Genomic DNA, 20,221 nt, shown 5'->3' with positions numbered 1-20,221 from the left:
GATCAAGCTCTTAGAGGCACAGGTCTCGGCAGCCAGCTGCTATCCCAAATAGAGAAAATAGCTAAAGAGAAGAAATGCACCTTCATTAAGCTAAACACGTTTAGTTTTCAGGCGCCGGAATTTTATAAGAAAAACGGTTATAGAGAAGTGGCGGTTTTTGAAGACGCGCCCTTAGGCAGCAAACATTATTATTTTCGAAAAGATATTAGTCCGTTGACTTAAATTAGATGCGACTGCGGTTATTGCTTTGAAGTCGGCAGCAGAGCAGCAACAATTATTTCCATCCCATCGTTATAGGATATAAGAATGAATGGGAGTGATGAACATGAGAAATAAAGTACTATTACTAACACTTAGCTTCATCTGTTTGTTTATCGTAGTGAACGCTAATTTTGTCCATGCTTGCTCACCTATCCCATGGAACTTTGAAGAGGCTTATGAGTCGAAAGCTATGGTTTATGGCAAGGTGGCTGATATAAGTGAGGACGGAAGAAAAGTTACACTGGCTGTTACTTCATATGCTGGACCGGGCAAAGCGCCGCAGACGATTTATTTGCCAGAAACGATAGACAATAGAAGCAAATATCCAGCTGGAAATGCATGTCCTGATTTTTCTATGAAGTTCAAATCCGGTGAAGAATACGTCTTTTTCTTATCTGACATCCCTCCTAATCTTAAATTGCTATCCCCAAGCTGGATAACGGCATCTAAAGTAGAAAATGGGCAGGTCGAAGTTGGATATCCTAATGGTGAAACAGACTCCTCGCAAGATCGGTTGAAGGAATTTGCAGATTCAAAGAATTACGAGATACAGTCGCCACATAGCACATCTCCTATTTGGGGAAAAAGCGATAAGTTATTAGTGCCGTCCATGATCGTAGTCGGCTTGCGCATCATGTTAGGACGTATTTAATGTTGTGAAATACGAATGAACAACAGCTAAATCCTAGTTATAATAGGGGAACGATTCTCCCTATAGAAAGGGGAATAGCGCCTTGGAATTAACGTACTTAAAAACATTTCGCGAAGTAGCAAAGTGGGGGAGCTTCACACGAGCTGCTGAAACTCTGGGTTATGCGCAGTCGAGTATTACGACTCAAATTCAGAAGCTTGAAGAATCGTATGGGGCAGTTCTAGTGGAGCGATTTGGGAGGAAAATGAGGCTAACGATGGCCGGGGAAACGCTATTGCAATATGCCGACGATATCGTTAGGCTGCATGAGGAGTCAAAAGAAGTTCTCTCCACACAGTCGAAGGGCACGCTGACCATTGGTACGATTGAGACATTGGCTGCTTTTTTCCTCCCCCCGCATCTTCAGGCGTATCGTTTAAGCTACCCGCAGGTTAACATTGTCATTCAGCCGGGGAATGAACCGGTAATTATCGAGAGTGTAAAAGAGGGAGCTTTAGATGTCGGGATCATCTTAGATCCGCCGTTTGCTGATCCTGAGCTTCACAGCTGTATTTTGAGGGAAGAGGAGCTTGTCATCATTGCAAGTCCCGATCATCGCTTCGTAAGCTTTGATAAGGTGCAGGTTGAAGATTTGGAGAACGAATCGATGATTTTAACAGAGAATGGCTGCACCTACCGGGCTATGCTGCTCAAGGTACTCAAACATAACCATGTGAATTATACATTATCGTATGAGTTTGGCAATTTAGAAGCGATTAAGCAGTGTGTGATGTACGGTCTTGGAATTGCTTTATTGCCGCGTATTGTCGTTGCTGATGCGGTTCAGAAAGGCGAGTTGATTGCTGTTCCTTTTGCGCACCCCGATTGTAAGTTCTATACACAGCTCATCTATGCCAAGAAGAAATGGAAATCCAAAGCGTTTACGGGGTTCTTAGAGCTTGTTGGCGGGGTTAATCATCAAAATTAATGAAGTGTACTATAGATTTCTATCGATAACTCCATTGTTTAAGGCTGTGCTAAATTGTATTTAAGAAATCGAACGGCTTAAATATAACAGCCCAAATGGAGGCAGCGGAAATGGAAAACGAATCTTATGTATCGCTTGTTCTTGAAACACCAGCAGCTTCACCGGAGGATACCCATCGTCATTATATGAACAAACTGGCTGTAGAAACAGATGTTTCTGACGTATGTCATGATATGAAGCGGGGCGTTAATGACTTTCTGCTCATCGATGTTCGCAGCGCAAAAGCTTATGAAGAGTGCCATGTTCCTGGTGCGATTAACCTGCCGTCCAATATGATTAATGAGGAGAGGACTTCATCCTTCTCAAAGGAACAAGTCATTGTTGTATACTGCTGGGGGCCGGCATGCAATGGAGCTGCCAAAGGTGCCGCTCGTTTATCTGGGCTTGGCTTTAAGGTAAAGGAGATGCTTGGCGGCATGGAATATTGGCGTAAGGAAGGCAATGAGGTAAATGGCTTGTTAGGTGGGTCTGCCCCTTTAATCGGGTAATGAACAAGCCGCGGCTCTCAGGAGTACTAAAACCTGATAACAAATCATTATAGTTAAACTTTATCGGATATGGAAATATGCAAATGGTAAAATGAAGCTATGTTAATAATGAGAGGGTTTTAGAGATGGAAAAAGAACTAACTTCCTTATTTGATCAGTATCATGAGCAGCATCATTTTTCAGGTGCAGTATTAGTGAACAAAGGCGGCAAGGTCATATTCGCTCGAGCATACGGCTTTGCACATAGAGGATTTAAAGTGGCAAACCAGATGAATACGATGTTCGATACAGCTTCGATTACCAAATTGTTTACTGCAGTTGCGATACTTCAGCTTGTTGAGCAAGGCAAAATAAAGCTGGAAGACCGAATTACAGCAATCATCGACCTCACTGGCACCAAAATACCAAGCGACGTTACGATCACTCATTTACTTACGCATACGTCAGGTATTGCTGATGATGCAGATGAAGAAATGGGAGAGAGCTACGAGGATTTGTTCATAAACAAGCCCAATTACTCGATAAGAGATTGTGCTGATTTTATTCCTCAGTTTGCGTATAAGAAACCCAAATTCAAGGCGGGAACTAACGTCAGCTATAATAACTGTGCATTTGTGCTGCTAGGCCTCGCGATTGAGAAAGCAACCAATGGAAACTATCGAAGCTATGTAGATGAACATATATTTCGTGCTTGCGGGATGCAGAATACAGCATTTAGCTCAAAAGATGAGGGAGATGCTCCTATTGCTGAAGGCTACGCCGCCATTTACGACAAACAAAATATAGTCGCGTGGCGTAAAAACATATATTCCTATCCGCCAATGGGTACTTCTGATGGAGGTGCATTTACTACTGTCGGCGACCTTGACTTGTTCATGCGTGCACTCATTAATGGAAGGTTGTTATCCGAGGAGATGACGACCGAGATCATGAAGCCTCATTCTGCCATCGAACAAAAGTATGAATGGGGCAAAATCGTAAACGGATATGGCTTTCATTTTCTCTACAATAATGATGGCAAACTAATTCGAATGTATAAAGAGGGTTCAAATGTAGGTGTAGCTGCTATGTTTGCCTATTACCCGGAGATGGATTCTACCAGTATTATACTGGCAAATCAAACCTGCAACGTATGGGAGCTACATTTCAAAGCAGAGCAGCTGTTGCTGGCTGAAGGTAATTAAATCGGTGCATATGGTCTGCTGTAATTAAAGAAGAGGACTGTTGTAGCTGCCTAAACGGCAAGCTCCAACGGTCCTCTTTGTAATTATATTATTCTGTCACAATTCCGTAGATGAGAACGGGTGGTGTTACGCTGCTGYCGATGCGGATGTTTTCGTAAATGATATTAAGCACATCATCAACATTCTCACGGTTGGAATGAATCGTAACGAGGGATTCACCTGTTTTAACCGCATCGCCGATTTTTTTATTCAGCATGAGGCCAACAGCCAAATCAATTTCCGATTCCTTCGTCGCACGTCCAGCTCCAAGCAGCATCGCTGCAGTTCCGATCTCATCGGCAATAATTTCAGTGACCACGCCGTCTGCTTTGGCAGGCACTTCAATCAGATAAGGCGCTTGCGGCAATTTCTCAGGATGATCTACAACCGAAGGATCGCCGCCTTGATTAGCGATAAACGATTTGAATTTTTCGAGTGCTTTGCCGTTGCGAATAACTTCCTTCAGCATTTCCTCGGCTTCTTCTAGAGAACTAGCTTTATTCGCAAGAAACACCATTTGGCTGCCTAGTGCAAGGCAAAGCTCTTCCAAATCTTTAGGTCCTTTTCCTTGAAGTGTATCGATTGCTTCTTTCACTTCAAGCGCGTTGCCGATTGCGAGTCCAAGCGGCTGGCTCATATCTGAGATGACGGCCATCGTCTTACGGCCAACGTTATTGCCGATGCTTACCATAGCATGTGCAAGCTCTTTGGCATCTTCAACAGTTTTCATAAACGCACCAGCGCCTGTTTTCACATCCAGCACGATAGCATCTGAACCTGCAGCAATCTTCTTGCTCATAATCGAGCTGGCAATGAGCGGAATAGAATCTACCGTTGCTGTAACATCGCGCAAAGCATATAGCTTCTTATCAGCTGGCGTCAAATTGCCGGATTGTCCGATAACCGCAATTTTATCCTTGTTCACGAGGTTCACAAATTCATCCTTGCCGATTTCTACATGGAATCCTGCAATGGCTTCGAGCTTGTCGATTGTACCGCCAGTATGTCCAAGACCGCGGCCTGACATTTTGGCAACCGGGATATCCAGTGCAGCAACAAGTGGAGCAAGTACAAGCGTAGTTGTATCGCCAACACCGCCAGTGGAGTGCTTATCTACCTTCACGCCTTCAATTGCCGACAGATCAATCGTATCGCCGGAATTCACGATCGCCATCGTTAAGTCAGCGCGTTCGCGCTCTGTCATATCCTTGAAGAAGATAGCCATAGCCAAGGCGCTAACCTGATAGTCAGGAATTTCATCCTTCGTATAGCCTTCAATAATAAAGTTGATTTCCTCTGTTGTAAGCTCTCCGCCGTCACGTTTTTTCTCAATTAGGTCAACCATTCTCATGTTGTTGTCTCCTCGCTGTTCATTGATTATTTAATATCAAATTATAGTGAAATTACGGTTTCAAGAGCAACTTCCATCATATCGTTAAAGGTGCTTTGACGCTCTGCCGAAGTCGTTTCTTCGCCAGTTAGAAGATGGTCGCTTACTGTTAGAATCGTGAGTGCGTTAACGCCGTATTTAGCTGCAAGAGTATAAAGTGCTGTCGTTTCCATTTCTACACCTAGAACGCCGTGATCCATCAGTCTTTGAACAATTGTTTTATCATCGCGGTAGAAAGTATCCGAGCAGAAAATATTGCCGACATGCAATTTTAGCCCTTTTTCAATACCGCGCTCATAGGCTGCCTTTAACAAGGAGAAGCTGCCGATTGGCGAGAAATCATATCCGCCAAAAACATGGCGATTAACGCTGGAATCTGTACAAGCGGCTTGCGCCAAAATAACTTCACGAACATGCACGCTTTCCTGCATAGCGCCGCAAGTGCCTACACGAACTAGATTTTTAACGCCATAGTCCTTAATCAATTCATTCACATAAATACTGATTGAAGGGACGCCCATTCCAGTTCCCTGCACGGATATGCGATTTCCTTTATAAGTACCTGTAAAACCTAGCATGCCCCTAACTTCGTTATAGCAGATTACATCCTCCAAATAAGTATCCGCAATATATTTGGCTCTTAGCGGATCTCCCGGCAATAAAATGGTTTCTGCAATTTGGCCTTGTTCGGCTGCAATATGAACGCTCATCAACATTCTCCTCTAAAATCGTTATTTTAATTGTCCCAAAAAGCTTTTGCCATGCTCTGGCATCTTTACTCCGAAGTTTTCAGCAATGGTTGCCCCAATATCTGCAAAGGTTTCGCTTATCGGCAGAGCTTGACCAGCTTGTTGAAAACGCGGCGAGTATGCGAGTAGAGGCACATATTCACGAGTATGATCCGTACCATGATAAGTCGGGTCATTGCCGTGATCGGCTGTAATGATCAGTAAATCCTGATCCGTTAATTTGGCGAAAACCTCTGGCAAACGAGCATCATATTCTTCCAATGCTTGTCCATAGCCCTTTGGATCGCGGCGATGCCCGAATAGCGCATCAAAATCAACGAGGTTCAAGAAGCTGATTCCCGTAAACGATTCGTCAAGGGTCGCGATAAATTGATCCATGCCGTCTGCATTGGACACTGTACGCACCGTTTTCGTAACACCTTCACCATCGTATATATCGGATATTTTACCAAGAGCGATGACATCAAATCCACCATCTTTTAGCTCATTCATTACTGTTCTATTAAATGGCTTCAACGCATAGTCATGGCGATTGGATGTTCTTTTGAAATGGCCTGGCTCGCCAACAAAAGGACGTGCGATAATTCTCCCCAGCATGTAGGGATCTTCCAGTGTGATTTCTCGGCAAAATTCACAAATTTCATAAAGCTCTGACAGTGGAACAACCTCTTCATGAGCAGCAATTTGCAGCACGGAATCAGCAGAAGTGTATACAATCAGCGCGCCCGTCTGCATATGCTCTTCACCAAGCTCGTCGATAATCTCAGTGCCGCTTGCAGGTTTGTTCCCAATGACCTTGCGACCGGTATGAGCTTCAATGCGAGCAATCAATTCCTGCGGGAATCCATCTGCGAAGACACGAAATGGTACTGCAATATGAAGTCCCATGATCTCCCAGTGGCCCGTCATTGTATCTTTGCCATTGGATGCTTCTTGCATTTTTGTATAATAAGCAAGCGGCTGGTCTGCGACCTTCACTCCAGCAATTTCCTTAATGTTGGATAGTCCGAGCTTAGCCATATTAGGCATCTCCAGACCTCCGCATTCCCGTGCGATATGACCGAGTGTATCGACATCAACGTCCCCGAAGCTTGCTGCATCCGGCGACTCGCCGATACCTACAGAGTCCATGACAACAAGGTGAATTCTTTGAAACTTGTTCATTGGTTTTAGGCTCCTTGTTATTTAATAAACAGTCCGGCAATAATGGCAGACAAGACGCTAACTAAAGTAGCCCCGTACAACAATTTTAACCCAAATCGAGCCACGACGTTACCTTGTTTTTCATGCAGGCCTTTCACAGCGCCGGCAATGATGCCGATCGATGAGAAGTTGGCGAATGAAACTAAAAATACAGAGACAATGCCGACAGCGCGAGCGGACAAATTAGGATATTTTTCTAGCTCAAGCATAGCGACAAACTCGTTGGATACCATTTTTGTAGCCATAATGCTTCCTGCGTCGACTGCGTCTTTCCATGGAACACCCATGATAAAAGCGAAGGGAGCAAAAATATAGCCTAACAGTTCTTGGAACGAGATGCCAATGATACCGCTGAAAAGTCCATTTACGAGCGCGATCATGGCGATAAAACCGATAAGCATAGCTGCGACGATGATAGCAACCTTGAAGCCATCTAATATATATTCGCCCAACACTTCAAAGAAGGATTGTTTTTCTTCTTCTTGCACCTGCAAAATATCATCTTCCGGCTCAACCTTATAAGGGTTAAGAATGGAAGCGATGATGAATCCGCCAAACAGATTCAGCACAAGCGCCGTTACTACATATTTTGGATCGAGTATTTGCATGTACGAGCCGACAATCGACATCGACACCGTAGACATCGCCGAAGCACACAATGTATACAACCGATGTTTAGGCAGCAACCCGATTTGCTTTTTAACGGAAATGAAAACCTCTGATTGTCCCAAAATCGCAGAAGCTACCGCATTATAGGACTCCAATTTTCCCATGCCATTTATTTTGCTCAAGACAAGACCGATATATTTGACGATAAACGGCAAAACCTTGATGTATTGCAATATACCAATGAGCGCGGAAATAAACACGATTGGCAGCAGTACACTCAAGAAGAAAGAAAACTGTCCTTCATTCAATAAGCCGCCAAATACGAATTCAATCCCCGTATGGGCATAGCCAAGCAATTTCTCAAACATACTGGAGAATCCTTTAATTAAAACAGCACCAGCTAAGGTGTTTAATAGAACGAAGGCTAAGATCACCTGCAGGACGACCATGATAATTAGCGGTTTATAGCGAATGTTCTTTTTGTTATTGCTCGCGATGTAAGAAAGCCCAAGAACAACAAGCAAACCTAATATAGCGATTAAAAATTTCATGGTTCATTCTCCTAGTTAGTTAATATTGTGCGAGTTTAGAATTACTATGAAGCGCTTACAATAGATTCACAGATTACTATTTCATATCGGAGGCTTGAAAAGCACCTGGCAGCAACTGTGCCATGGTCCATTCTTCTGTATGCCCATGGAGATTTGTTAAATAGATTTTTGTATTCTCATCACAAAATTCAGCCAATACCTGTCGACAAGCGCCGCATGGAGATACAGGACCTTCGGTATCTGCCACTACTGCAATAGCTTCAATGATGCGTTCACCTTCGGATACCGCTTTGAAAATAGCCGTTCGCTCAGCGCAATTCGTTAATCCAAACGATGCATTCTCAATATTACAGCCTCGGTAAATGCGTTTGCTGCCTGTTAGTAGAGCGGCACCAACTGCAAAATGCGAGTAGGGGATATGAGCATGCTGACGGGCTTCAATCGCTTCTTTAATTAACTGTTCCTTCATCCTACAATCCTCCTGTAAAGGCTGCTCCAAATTGGAGCAGCACCATCATATCTATTTAGTAAGAAGAGGTCGATTGCTCGCCTTCCATAATCTTCACGCCTGAGCTGGCACCGATTCTTGATGCGCCTGCTGCAATCATTTTTTCCATATCTTCAAGACTGCGAATGCCGCCGGAAGCTTTAACGCCGAGCTTGTCCCCAACCGTTTTGCGCATAAGCGCTACGTCTTCAGCAGTTGCTCCGCCAGTTGAAAAACCTGTCGATGTTTTCACGAAATCCGCACCCGCACGATCAGACAACTGACTAGCGCGTACTTTTTCATCGTCTGTAAGCAGTGATGCTTCGATAATTACTTTCACAATGGCTTTACCAGCAGCGGCTTCAACAACAGCTTGAATATCTTTTTGTACAAAGTCGTCGTCGCCATCTTTGAGTGCACCAATGTTAATGACCATATCAACCTCAGTCGCTCCATTTGCAATAGCGTTCTTAGCTTCAAAGGCCTTTGTCTCCGTAGTAGAAGCCCCTAATGGAAATCCGATTACTGTACAAACCTTAACGGTGCTGCCTGCCAATTGCTCAGCAGCGTAAGCTACCCAAGTTGGATTGACGCAAACGGAAGCAAAACTATATTTTCTCGCTTCTGCCGTTAATTTTGTAATCTCAGACTTTGTGGCATCTGCACGCAAAAGCGTATGATCAATCATTCCAGACAAATTTAACATAGCCAGTTCACCTTCCCCTTATACGAATGCTTAATTTCACGCTTATAATAACACGACTTTGAACATATGTAAAATCATAAATGAACAAATGTTCAATCCTAATGTTGGATAATGTAGATTATAAGGAAAAATTCATGAGTTGTACTTACAATGAGCTGATACCTGAGCTTAGAGGTGTATGTTCCGCAACATTCTTTCAGAAAAAAACGTTTTACATTTGGAATGGAAAAATGTAGTGTGTCATCTTTTTAAGATTTGTATACATTAAAGGATTTGTTTTTTTCATCTTATAAAAAGGAGATAAAACAATGTCTGACTTAAAACCATTTGATGCTAATATCATGAAACTAGGCAGCACAAATACACAAGAAGCGTTTCATGCGATACATAATTTGAAAAAACAAGGGACAAGTGTAATTCCAGCTTTAATCGAACAACTGCATGTAAGGGATGTATCTGTACGTACTATGATCGTTGTTGTACTAGGTGAGTTTGGCGAAGCAGCATCAGAATCTACTGCTCAGGTTGCTGCCTTGTTGAAGGAGGACAATGAACAGCTCAGAATGGCCTCTGCATTAACTTTAACGAGAATAGGCAGCCATAGCGTCCCTTATTTACTGCAAATACTCGCTTCCACAAATGATAAAGCTTGTTTTTGGGCAGCATGGGCATTGTCTTTCATTGATCCCGCTCACATTAATGATGAATCAATTGAACGGTTAAAGCATACCCGAGAAAATCCTGATAGCCCGATTGAAGTTTTTGCAGCGGAAGAGGCATTAGGGAAAATATTAGCCAATCGGCTTCAAAAGTAGAACGAAAAAGCCTTGCGAGGCAATCTCGCAAGGCTTTTGATACCTTTCACCCGAAAATGCATAAAATGGATAACAATAGGAGTGTTTGGATGAATAATCGTTTTAAGGCGAGAATATCTTTTTTTACGTATATAGCGCTTCTGTTTACGTTGGATAACTATTATTCATTTATGATTTTTAATTTATTTCTTGCTTTTGCAGCACTTGAGCTGTCTTTTTTGCTGCCTTTATTTAAGTCGCATAAGAAAAGAAATATGCTGGTTAGTTTTGTTTTCTTTATCGTTTTCATCCTGCTCTCGCCAAATGTGTTCTACGTTGTAACCGATCTGATTCATCTCAATTTCTTTTCGTTTGATTATATGGAGGGACTTCACGTTAATGAGTGGTGGAACTTCTTTGTGTTAATCAGCGGGGTTTTCATAGCTCTATTTTTTTACATTTTAATGATCAAAGAGATTCAACTGCTTCTTATAAATACGAAGTGGAATAAACTGATTTTATTTGGATTTATGCTTCTCGGCGGTCTAGGGATTTATATAGGAAGATTTTTACGCTTTCATTCTATTCATTTGTTTACGGAGCCTTTGTCTTTATTGAAACAAGTGCTAGATTCATTAAACGGAAATTCATTGCTGTTCATCCTATGGATGAGCGTTTTACAATTTATCGTTTATTGGTTTTTTGTAGATTCAAAAGGGAATGAAGCTTGATGGAGGGAACACCTTACTTATAGAAATTTAATAAAAACCTCCTTTTAATTGAGCTGATTCAGCTGCTTTAACGGGAGGTTTTCCTATTGTGCTATCTTTTCGTCTTATAGTTACGGCTGCCGTATTACCCTCCGTTGTGAAACTTTCCTCACTATTTTTTTAAATACCATATAGCAGAATGATACGGCAGGCGCTGGGTCGCTTAAGCTCCAGATGGCAGGCGCTCTTTTGACAAAATGGGATTTAACGATTGGCAGGACGCTTAACTGTTTGGTTCGGACATAATCACGCGATGAAATAAGATCTTCAAACAAAAAGCAGAAGGCGATCCCTGTATCGCTTGTAATCGCATAGCTTCCAATCGGCTTGCCTACAAGCTCGTTGTAAGCGAGCAGTGGGAAGTTAACGCCACATTTTTGAAGGAGGGGGTCCAGTGTAGTCGTTCTTGCATTAATCTCCAGCAAATAATACTTGCCGGTTACCGCATCTTTTTTGAATTCAATTTCGGCGAAGCCCTTATAGCCAATCGCTTCTAGAAAAGGGGCACCGATGTGGTAAAGCTCCTCTATGTACTTTTGCTTTGTAAAGGAAGAGGCGCCAAAGTTAATCGGGAATTGCCGTAGTTTTTGACAGGTCATCCAGTGAGTTACCTTTGAACTCTGATCCAAGTAGGCATCAAGCGTATAGACATGGTCATCGAAGCCGGGAATAATTCTTTGCACGATAACCTGAAGTTTAGCTTGCCTCGATTTCTCGATTGCAGCTCTCATTTCCTCCAAGTTATGGCATGTGAATATTTTGGCTCGGAAAAAGTCCACGAAAGCTGGAGAGTCCGTGGGTTTCACGATACATGGAAAGCCGATCTCAGCAACGACTCTTTCTTCAAATCGTTCCTCAGCTGGGCTGATCGATTCTGGCACTAATACACCGTGTTTTGTTGTAAGGGTATGGAGATACTCCTTATCCATAATATTGCTCCAAAAGCCTTGAACGTTCATATTTATATGGTAGTACTTTTTGAGTTCGTCCAAATAAGAATCAACGAACTCCACATAAGGGTCGACGCTCGGAAAAAGGACAGGCTTCTTGTCCTGCTTTTTGGCGTAGTCGATTAAATAGTGCAGAAGCTCCTCTTTCTGCTGTTTATAATGAGGAACAATAATTTGCTCGCTTAAGTATTTGGATTTGGCGCCATATGTATTTTGCTTGGAATAATCCATTGCTACAGTATAGATCCCCTTGGAACCGAGGCCTCTTATGATGCTTAAACCTGTGTAAAAGTTTGAGCCAAGTATGACAGCTTTATTTTCCACCAAACAACACTCGCTTCCTTAGTCATATGAAATAGTTATGTCATTCGCGTTGTTTTCAATCTCTCCTAAATATTGCTAAATATATCATGAGGGTATTTCATTATCAAACACATTTTGATGGATATAGCCATTGTCTGCTCTACTGTATTAGAATAGTTATGCAGGGAATTATTGCAAGCTTAAGTATCTTGTAAGAGGAGAATGGCCATGACACGTGTTCAAGCCGTAATTACTAATCCCTTTTTCGATAAGCCTTTATGGCTTCCTAAAGGAGAGAGCCGAGAAACTGCATATTTATCAAAAAATTCAAGCGCAGAGGATGTTGTTATTTTTCTGACAGTGCTATGTGGCATGAATGATATTGATATAAATAAAGAACCTAATAAAGTGGTAAAAGAACTCATTAATACAGATGAAATTGTACTGAGCGGCGGGATTGCTTTTGAGAGTCATAGCCATGTGATACTTCCCAGTTGTTGCTGTGGATTGGAGCAATGGAAGGAGGTCCTTGACGCGGTCATAAATAAGAAAAGTGCCTGGCTAGGACATGATCCCTTTCCATCTATCGAATACTTGGATCAATCAGTAAGGATTTGGTCGGATGATTACTATGGAGTGATGAATGTAAAACCACCAACAGAACAAGAGAAGCAGAAAATGTTTTTTATTGAATATAACGATATTGAATTGATTGAACAACTGGAGAGTATTGAAGCTGATCTATTGGATTTCTTTAGATACGCATTGGTCAAACAATTATCGATGGTTAATGCTGAGCTATTGGACAAGCTTTTCTTGAAATATTGTGAGTGGCTTAGCTTGAAAATAAAATAACCACCAATCAAATAGGGAGGAAAAAGATGAGAAAATGGATAGCGTATTTGGTAGTCGCAATCGCAGTCTGCGGGTTAATCATTGGCATTAATAAACCATTTGAAAAAGGCGATTATATTCTAGAGAAACAACTTAACAGCAATGACGCTCCAACCCTATTTGTTGTCTATAACATTTCAAAAAAAGAGGCTAAATCCAAATCGCTTTCTGATTTTTTGAATAACGAAAATCATAACGATGTGATGATTATTCGCGTTGATGATAGAGAGCTTTACAATGACCTGAGGATCGGCGAAAGAGTAACGATCAAAACAAAGGGTTACACGATGTTGTCATCCCCACCACAAGCGGTAGCGGATGAGATTATTAGGCATTCTTGAGCTGCTCTAACGCCGCTTCAATAGGTTTGTCTAGTCGTGTATTCTCCTTGATGTCACTCCAATAAACGATCAGAACGTTTCCTTCCTGATATAATCTCGGAAACGATTTGGAATCGGCATTCTCTGTTTGTTTATGGAGTTCTTCAGCCCCATTAATACGATCTTTTTCAGATTGAAAGATATAAAAATGCATAAACTCAGGTTCATTTTCTTTCTTATTTAGTGGCATTCCTACGGAATAGACCTCGGGAATAACATCGTTTAATTTCGGAGGGTAACCTGTTATCCCATAGGATATTAGCTCTAACTTCTGAGCTTCAATCGCTTTAGTTACATCCTCTAAAATAAACTTATTTTCCTTGCTATTTGTATCTTTGGAGCATCCGCCTAAGATGATGATGCATAATAAAATGAAAAATACTGGTTTTATTTTCGACATTACCGATAGTACACCCCCAACATAATAATAATGCTGCCTTACGACATTTACTTGTAATCATATAGACACCTTAATAATTGATAAGGTTGCATTATTTGGATGGATTAGCCATTTGGAAAGAGTTAAAGTCTAACGAATCGTAAAGAGCTTATTTTGCGGAAGAGTGATGTTTAAAAACGCTAACGAATCACAGCAACGCTATTAGGTGCTTTTGTACACGAAAAGGGATGTTTTAAAGGAAATAAGGTTGCTAGTGTTCGTTACATTTTTTAAAAGCGGAAATGTAGGCGGATAACGTGTATCAGATTCGTTACAGATAATGATGATACCTCTGGTGGCGCTGGAAGTGGTGGTACTTCTAGTACTTCTGGTACCGCTGGTATCTCTGGTATCTCTGGCACCTCTGGTACCTTTGGAACTGCTGGTATTTTTGGTACCTCTAGTACCTCTAGTACCTCTAGTACCTCTAGTACCTCTAGTACTGCTGATACTGCTGGTTTCGCTGGTACCGCTGGCACTTCAGGTACTTCTGGTACTTCTGGTACTGCTGGTACCGCTGTCGCCTCTGACACCTCTGTCTGCTCTGTCACCTCCCTGGTACTCATGATACTTCTGGTGGACAGTTCATCATGTACTCTACCTATTCGCATACAAATGCAAATGCATCGCTATACACAAACTAAAACGCAAACCGGCTGCTAGAAGGCTGCGCCTTTCGGATATGCTCTCCGTATTTCGGAATGCTCACCGTAAACTGCGGTCTTGTGCTATATTTTGAGAGAGTAACGATGATAGTTCCAAACCATACATATAAGGAGGCAATCCGATGATGAGCGTGCATAGCAACAACAATGATGTAAGCGGTTTCGTTAGGGCGGAAGGTAAAAAGTTGCTTAATGGAGACGGCAAAGAAATTGTTCTGAGAGGCGTTGGGTTCGGAAGCTGGCTGCTGCCGGAAGGCTATATGTGGAAGTTTCCGCAAGGCGGAGACCGTCCGCGCAAAATCGAGGCGATGGTCAAGGAATTAATCGGCGAAGAGAAAGCAGCACAGTTCTGGGATAGTTATGTGGAGCGTTATGTGGATGAGATTGATGTCCGCGAAGTGGCGAAGCAGGGCTTTAATTCCGTGAGGTTTCCAATCAATGCCCGCGGAATTCTAGAGCAAGGCGAAGAGATCATTTTTAATGAAAAGAGGCTTGCACGAATTCATGAAGTGATTGAATGGTGCAGAAAGTATAAGCTGTATGTCATTTTGGATTTGCACGGGGCGCCAGGCGGGCAGACGGGAGCCAACATTGACGATTCGGAAAATGATTTGCCGGAGCTGTTTACGGATCGCCGCAACCAAGAGCTGACGATCGCGATTTGGCGAATGTTCGCAGAGCGCTATAAAGACGATTGGATTATTGCCGGATATGACCTCTTTAATGAACCTCTTCCAGATTGGTTTAACCAATATAACGACCTTGTAGAGCCGCTGCACAAGGAAATTACAGCAGCGATCCGTGAAGTGGACAAGCGTCATATGATCATTATTGAAGGGGTGCATTGGTCAACGGATTGGAGTGTATTCACAGAGAAATTTGATGATAATTTAATGCTGCAATTCCATAAGTATTGGAACAACCCCGATACGGAAAGTATTCAGAAGTATATAGATAAGCGTGAGGAGTGGAATGTGCCGATCTTCATGGGCGAAGGCGGTGAAAATAACGCACAGTGGTACAGCGGAGCATTCCAAATGTTCGAGGACCATCAGATTTCGTGGAATTTCTGGACGTGGAAAAAGATGAACACATCAAATTCTCCGTACTCTATTCGTATGCCGGAAGGTTGGAATCTGCTGACGGCTTATTTGGAGGGCGGCGCTAAACCGGATGAAGCAACGGCGGAAGCGATCTTAAATGAATATCTCGATAATCTGAAAGTGGACAATTGTGATGCGTTCCCGGGCATATCCCGTGCGCTGCTGCGTCACCTTCCGCTCCAGATTCCTGCTGAATTTTATGGACAAGGTGAGGGTGCCGGCTTTGGCATCGTGAACAAGAAAACGAACAAGACAGGACTGCGTGCAAGTGACGGCGTGCCAATGAGGATGATTACGGGCAAGACCGAGATGCCAAGCTATCATTCAGAGGGCGGCAAGGTTTGGGCAGAGGATAATACGCTTTGTGTTGAGCTGCATCAAGGGGATTGGCTTGCGTATGATGCTTTGTGCGTCGAAGCAAAGTCATTTGATCTGCATGCAGGGCTGCTAGCAGCTGCGGGTCAAGCGACATTATCCATTGAACTAGAAGGCCAAGAGCCGGTGAGCTGTGAGGTAAACGGTGAGGATTGGACGGAGAGCCTGCTTCTAAAGGACATCCATCTACCAGCTGGAGCAGTTCGTGTCATCATCCGTATTTTAAGCGGCAGTGTAGATTTGGATTGGATTGAATTTTCGTTTGCTAAATAGAATGAAAAAAAATGTGATGCGAGGCAGGTTCTGCCAGCATCACATTTTTTTGTGCGCAAAAAACGGTAGATGCACCCAAAACCGAAAAATGGTCACCTGAATACGAAATCTAAAGCCTTACGAGACAGGAGCCAACAATCTACAATTAAAGTATAAGAGATGCAAGGGCTTACATCAGATTTTCAACAGCATGGGGGTAATTATTTTGAAAACACAGCTAGGTTCAGCGCCTGCTTCCTTGCCTGCTGCGGACGCAAAGGCAGCAAGAAGCAAATGGTTCAAAAAGTTGTACAGCCAACGGCACATTCAAATTATGGCGTTACTAGGCGTGCTATGGATGATTATATTCAACTACGTTCCTATGTATGGCGTTATTATCGCCTTTAAAGAATTCAACATTGTTAAATCCATAAGCGAGGCGCCTTGGGTTGGCTTTATGCACTTTAAGGAGTTTTTCCAGGATGAGAGCTTCGTTGATGTCATGAAAAATACACTCGGCATCAGTCTTATCAAACTTGCAATCGGATTTCCACTACCTATTATTTTTGCATTATTTTTAAACGAGGTTCGTTCGGTCGGCTTCAAAAAAGCGATTCAGACCATTTCGTATTTGCCTCACTTTTTGTCATGGGTTATTCTCGGCGGTATTCTTGCCACTTGGCTTTCGGATGTTGGGATTATTAACAACGTTCTTCTTGCTCTTAATTTCATCGATGAGCCGATTTCCTATTTGGCAGAGCCTAGCTACTTCTGGAGCATCATCATTACATCAGATATATGGAAAGAGCTTGGCTGGTCCGCCATTATCTATCTTGCGGCTATTGCCAGCGTATCTCCAGAGTTGTATGAAGCAGCAACAATTGATGGCGCAGGACGTTTTCAAAAAATGTGGTACGTCACTTTGCCTAGCATTAAGGCGACGATCTCCATCCTGTTCATTCTAGCAGTGAGCGGCGTGCTTAACTCGAACTTTGACCAGATTCTAGTGCTGCGCAACTCATTGAACGAGAGCGCGAGCAACGTTATCGATATTTATGTTTATCAGACGGGCATGCAGCAAGGACGTTATTCTTACTCGACTGCTGTCGGATTGTTTAAGTCTTTAATCGCATTAATTCTATTGCTTATTGCAAACCGAGTAACGAAAAAAATGAACGATACTTCACTGTTCTAGAAACGGAGGCGACTAACCGTGTTTAATATTAAACGTAAAACAAAAGGAGAAGCATTTTTCGATATCTTCAACAATTTCGGTATGCTGCTCATTTGCTTCGCGACCCTATATCCGATTTGGTATGTGCTGGTCAATGCCTTCAATGAAGGGCAGGACGGCATGCGCGGCGGGATCTACTGGTGGCCGCGGGTTTTCAGCATCGAGAGCTTCGACGCGGTTTTCCAAAGCAGCGGCATCATGACTGCGATGGGAATTACCGTAGCCAAAACACTGCTTGGCACGGTGCTTCACGTGTTTTTTACGGCGATGGTTGCTTATGCATTCTCACGCAAAGGCCTCATCGGCGGCAAAATATATATTCTCTTCGGAACGGTTACTTTGTTCTTCGGCGGCGGTCTAATCCCGACCTACCTGCTTATGAGAGACCTGCATTTGCTGGATAACTTCATGGTCTATATCATTCCTGCCATGTTCAGCTTCTTCGATCTTATTATCTTCATGACCTTCTTCCGGGATATTCCGGATGGCCTTGAGGAAGCAGCCAAAATTGACGGAGCAAATGACTGGTCGATATTTGTGCGAGTGATTTTGCCAGTATCGATGCCGGTTATCGCTACAATCGCTTTGTTCCACGGGGTATACCAATGGAATGATTATTTTGCCGGCGTAATCTACATGAACAACATGGACATGCAGCCGGTACAAACTTATTTGTACCGTATTGTTGCTCAGTCCAGCTCTAGCCAAATGTTGGCCGCTATCCCTGGAGGTATAGGGAAATCCGTTACTACACAATCCATCAAGCTGGCTACGATGGTTGTCACGACCCTTCCAATCGTTATCGCTTATCCGTTCCTGCAGAAGTATTTCGTAAAAGGAATGATGATCGGTTCGATTAAAGGTTAACTTATGGCAGTACCTTCCGCCCTTTATTGAGCAGAGGATTGCATATATAATCATTCATACAGAGAAGGGGAAGACAAACATGAACAAGAAGCTTAAGCTCAAAAATGTATTGATGCTGATGGTCGCAACGGTTCTAGTCTTTACGACCGCTTGCTCTTCAGGCGGCAACAAAAACAATGGCAAGGAAGAGGGCAATGGCGCTTCTGCTGAGCAAGTGAAGCTTACTCAGGACGATAAGGGCTGGGAAGTGGACAAAAGCCCAATTACGTTCGACTGGTACATCAACTTCTCTTGGTTCCCTAACAAATGGGGCGTAGATGCGACTTCGAAATATATTACTGAAAAAACTGGCGTTAACATTAACTTCATCGTTCCAGCCGGCAACGAAGCTGAGAAGATGAATACAATGATCGCTTCGGGCTCTTTGCCYGACTTTATTACACTAGGCTGGTACGAAGATGCGGTTAAGAAAATGATCGAAGGCGATCTAGTCCTACCGCTGAACGAGCTTGCTGATCAATATGACCCTTACTTCTACAAAGTAACAGACCCTGCTAAGCTTTCTTGGTACAAACAAGAAAACGGCAATGTATACGGTTATCCGAACTCTTCCTCATCACCTAAAGACTATGAGAAATTCGGAGACAACATTACATCCACGCAAACCTTCCTTGTGCGCAAAGATATGTACGAAGCACTAGGCAAACCGGATATGCGTACGCCGGAAGGCTTCTTGAATGCACTTGAGGCTGCGAAAAAAATGTATCCTGATGTGAATGGCCAACCGCTTATTCCACTAGGCATGTATGATTTCAGCGACACAGGCAACGCGTCGCTTCAACATTATATTCAGAACTTCCTTGCTATTCCTTACGATAAAGATGGTCAGCTGTATGATCGCAATACAGATCCTGAATACGTAAAATGGCTGAAAACAATGCGTCAAGCGAACGAAGACGGCTTGCTGTCGAAAGATATCTTCATTGACAAGCGCCCGCAAATGGAAGAAAAAATTGCACAAGGCCGTTATTTCGCAATGCTTTACGCTAGATCTGACCTTGCAAACCAACAAAATGCACTATTTGCAAATGATCCGAACTCCATCTACATTGCTGTAGACGGTCCTGCTAATACTAACCTTGATCAGCCGACGCTTGCTGGTCCATCGATCTCAGGTTGGACAGTAACTCTGATCTCCAAAGATGTGAAAGACAAAGCGCGCGCGATTCGTTTCCTAGACTATTTGATCTCGGAAGAAGGACAGCATGATACGTTCTTCGGTAAACAAGGCGTAACTTGGGATAACATTGATGGCAAAGACCAGTTCTTGCCAGACGCATTGAATCTATTGAATACAGATCGTGGCGCTTTCGACAAGCAGCTTGGCGCATCCCACACGTTCTGGATGATGATGGATACGAACCTAACGCCAATCTGGTCTCCGCCAGCTGTTGAGCCATTCAAGCAATTGGAAGATTGGACTCGCGGCAAGGCGAAGAGCTTGTCGGAATTCGACCAGTTGAACCCAACTGGCACTTCAGCCGAAGGTATTATGAACACAAAAATAGATCAAGAGTTTGGTAAAGTATTGCCAAAACTAGTGCTTGCTAAATCGGATGCAGAGTTCGATAAAATTTGGGGAGATTTCCTAAAGAAACGTGAGACTCTTGGATTCAGCAAAGTACAAGCCTACAAACAAAAGAAATACGAAGAAAATGTTGCGAAGTTGGACGCAGCAAAATAATATAATCATTTCTACCACTTAGGGGGAAGACCCCAGCGAAAGGTACTCCAGAACCGGAAACGGTCTGGGGTGCTTTTTGTGCAATATAAGAATAGCTGTTTTTGC

Annotated in this window: 22 protein-coding genes; 13 read left to right on the top strand and 9 right to left on the bottom strand. The window is 43.0% G+C overall.

The window, feature by feature from the left end; all coding sequences use genetic code 11:
* The 5 genes from AC1DPK_RS15280 to AC1DPK_RS15260 all read left to right on the top strand — a co-directional run.
* The coding region (locus AC1DPK_RS15280; RefSeq protein WP_477510855.1) for a GNAT family N-acetyltransferase at nucleotides 1-222 on the top strand (222 nt) is incomplete at its 5' end.
* A 103-nt stretch (nucleotides 223-325) separates the two neighbouring features.
* The gene (locus AC1DPK_RS15275; protein ID WP_441878741.1) at nucleotides 326-913 is read left to right on the top strand and encodes a hypothetical protein; all 588 of its coding nucleotides are present in this window, start codon (nucleotides 326-328) and stop codon (nucleotides 911-913) included.
* An 82-nt stretch (nucleotides 914-995) separates the two neighbouring features.
* The gene (locus AC1DPK_RS15270) at nucleotides 996-1,880 is read left to right on the top strand and encodes a LysR family transcriptional regulator (protein WP_477510854.1); all 885 of its coding nucleotides are present in this window, start codon (nucleotides 996-998) and stop codon (nucleotides 1,878-1,880) included.
* A 110-nt stretch (nucleotides 1,881-1,990) separates the two neighbouring features.
* Nucleotides 1,991-2,428, top strand: coding sequence for a rhodanese-like domain-containing protein (locus AC1DPK_RS15265; RefSeq protein WP_477510853.1), 438 nt, complete (start codon nucleotides 1,991-1,993; stop codon nucleotides 2,426-2,428).
* 125 nt (nucleotides 2,429-2,553) lie between these two features.
* Nucleotides 2,554-3,612: a serine hydrolase domain-containing protein gene (locus AC1DPK_RS15260; RefSeq protein ID WP_477510852.1), complete on the top strand. Its 1,059-nt coding sequence runs from the start codon at nucleotides 2,554-2,556 to the stop codon at nucleotides 3,610-3,612.
* Between the two features lie 88 nt (nucleotides 3,613-3,700).
* Here AC1DPK_RS15260 and AC1DPK_RS15255 read toward each other — a convergent pair whose 3' ends face one another.
* The 6 genes from AC1DPK_RS15255 to deoC form a co-directional block, all read right to left on the bottom strand.
* Nucleotides 3,701-5,002, bottom strand: coding sequence for a pyrimidine-nucleoside phosphorylase (locus tag AC1DPK_RS15255; RefSeq protein WP_477510851.1), 1,302 nt, complete (start codon nucleotides 5,000-5,002; stop codon nucleotides 3,701-3,703).
* A 41-nt stretch (nucleotides 5,003-5,043) separates the two neighbouring features.
* The gene (deoD, locus tag AC1DPK_RS15250; RefSeq protein WP_339206673.1) at nucleotides 5,044-5,751 is read right to left on the bottom strand and encodes a purine-nucleoside phosphorylase; all 708 of its coding nucleotides are present in this window, start codon (nucleotides 5,749-5,751) and stop codon (nucleotides 5,044-5,046) included.
* Between the two features lie 21 nt (nucleotides 5,752-5,772).
* Complete coding sequence (deoB, locus tag AC1DPK_RS15245; protein ID WP_441878731.1) at nucleotides 5,773-6,954, bottom strand: phosphopentomutase; 1,182 nt, start codon at nucleotides 6,952-6,954, stop codon at nucleotides 5,773-5,775.
* Between the two features lie 17 nt (nucleotides 6,955-6,971).
* The gene (locus AC1DPK_RS15240; protein WP_475446104.1) at nucleotides 6,972-8,153 is read right to left on the bottom strand and encodes a NupC/NupG family nucleoside CNT transporter; all 1,182 of its coding nucleotides are present in this window, start codon (nucleotides 8,151-8,153) and stop codon (nucleotides 6,972-6,974) included.
* A gap of 76 nt (nucleotides 8,154-8,229) precedes the next feature.
* Nucleotides 8,230-8,652, bottom strand: a complete 423-nt coding sequence (locus tag AC1DPK_RS15235; protein ID WP_256710930.1) for a cytidine deaminase — start codon at nucleotides 8,650-8,652, stop codon at nucleotides 8,230-8,232.
* Nucleotides 8,653-8,677: 25 nt separating this feature from the next.
* Nucleotides 8,678-9,346, bottom strand: a complete 669-nt coding sequence (gene deoC / locus AC1DPK_RS15230; RefSeq protein WP_339206677.1) for a deoxyribose-phosphate aldolase — start codon at nucleotides 9,344-9,346, stop codon at nucleotides 8,678-8,680.
* Between the two features lie 308 nt (nucleotides 9,347-9,654).
* Between deoC and AC1DPK_RS15225 the strand changes: the two genes are divergently transcribed.
* Nucleotides 9,655-10,161 (top strand): HEAT repeat domain-containing protein, encoded by a 507-nt coding sequence (locus AC1DPK_RS15225; protein ID WP_477510850.1) that lies wholly within the window; start codon nucleotides 9,655-9,657, stop codon nucleotides 10,159-10,161.
* Between the two features lie 89 nt (nucleotides 10,162-10,250).
* Nucleotides 10,251-10,871: a DUF1361 domain-containing protein gene (locus AC1DPK_RS15220; RefSeq protein ID WP_477510849.1), complete on the top strand. Its 621-nt coding sequence runs from the start codon at nucleotides 10,251-10,253 to the stop codon at nucleotides 10,869-10,871.
* A 110-nt stretch (nucleotides 10,872-10,981) separates the two neighbouring features.
* On the opposite strand, the gene AC1DPK_RS15215 is transcribed toward AC1DPK_RS15220, so the two are convergent.
* The gene (locus tag AC1DPK_RS15215) at nucleotides 10,982-12,184 is read right to left on the bottom strand and encodes a carboxylate--amine ligase (RefSeq protein WP_477510859.1); all 1,203 of its coding nucleotides are present in this window, start codon (nucleotides 12,182-12,184) and stop codon (nucleotides 10,982-10,984) included.
* A gap of 207 nt (nucleotides 12,185-12,391) precedes the next feature.
* On the opposite strand from AC1DPK_RS15215, the gene AC1DPK_RS15210 reads away from it, so the two are divergent.
* Both AC1DPK_RS15210 and AC1DPK_RS15205 read left to right on the top strand, forming a co-directional pair.
* Nucleotides 12,392-13,018, top strand: a complete 627-nt coding sequence (locus tag AC1DPK_RS15210) for a hypothetical protein (RefSeq protein WP_477510848.1) — start codon at nucleotides 12,392-12,394, stop codon at nucleotides 13,016-13,018.
* A gap of 26 nt (nucleotides 13,019-13,044) precedes the next feature.
* Complete coding sequence (locus AC1DPK_RS15205; protein WP_477510847.1) at nucleotides 13,045-13,398, top strand: DUF3221 domain-containing protein; 354 nt, start codon at nucleotides 13,045-13,047, stop codon at nucleotides 13,396-13,398.
* Here AC1DPK_RS15205 and AC1DPK_RS15200 read toward each other — a convergent pair.
* Nucleotides 13,385-13,837, bottom strand: coding sequence for a hypothetical protein (locus AC1DPK_RS15200; RefSeq protein WP_477510846.1), 453 nt, complete (start codon nucleotides 13,835-13,837; stop codon nucleotides 13,385-13,387). The genes AC1DPK_RS15205 and AC1DPK_RS15200 overlap by 14 nt on opposite strands.
* 269 nt (nucleotides 13,838-14,106) lie before the next feature.
* On the bottom strand, nucleotides 14,107-14,427 hold the full coding sequence (locus tag AC1DPK_RS15195; protein WP_477510845.1) for a hypothetical protein: 321 nt from the start codon (nucleotides 14,425-14,427) through the stop codon (nucleotides 14,107-14,109).
* 236 nt (nucleotides 14,428-14,663) lie between these two features.
* Here AC1DPK_RS15195 and AC1DPK_RS15190 point away from each other — a divergent pair, with 236 nt between their 5' ends.
* The 4 genes from AC1DPK_RS15190 to AC1DPK_RS15175 all read left to right on the top strand — a co-directional run bounded on the left by AC1DPK_RS15190 (nucleotide 14,664) and on the right by AC1DPK_RS15175 (nucleotide 20,116).
* Nucleotides 14,664-16,292 (top strand): glycoside hydrolase family 5 protein, encoded by a 1,629-nt coding sequence (locus AC1DPK_RS15190; RefSeq protein ID WP_477510844.1) that lies wholly within the window; start codon nucleotides 14,664-14,666, stop codon nucleotides 16,290-16,292.
* Nucleotides 16,293-16,530: 238 nt separating this feature from the next.
* Nucleotides 16,531-17,466 (top strand): ABC transporter permease, encoded by a 936-nt coding sequence (locus AC1DPK_RS15185; RefSeq protein WP_339209495.1) that lies wholly within the window; start codon nucleotides 16,531-16,533, stop codon nucleotides 17,464-17,466.
* An 81-nt stretch (nucleotides 17,467-17,547) separates the two neighbouring features.
* Nucleotides 17,548-18,372: a carbohydrate ABC transporter permease gene (locus AC1DPK_RS15180; protein WP_477510858.1), complete on the top strand. Its 825-nt coding sequence runs from the start codon at nucleotides 17,548-17,550 to the stop codon at nucleotides 18,370-18,372.
* A 79-nt stretch (nucleotides 18,373-18,451) separates the two neighbouring features.
* Nucleotides 18,452-20,116, top strand: a complete 1,665-nt coding sequence (locus AC1DPK_RS15175) for an extracellular solute-binding protein (protein WP_477510843.1) — start codon at nucleotides 18,452-18,454, stop codon at nucleotides 20,114-20,116.
* Nucleotides 20,117-20,221: the final 105 nt, after the last annotated feature.

The organism is Paenibacillus sp. 01T424 (genome assembly GCF_056398745.1).
This window is presented reverse-complemented; position numbering and strand designations above follow the sequence as displayed.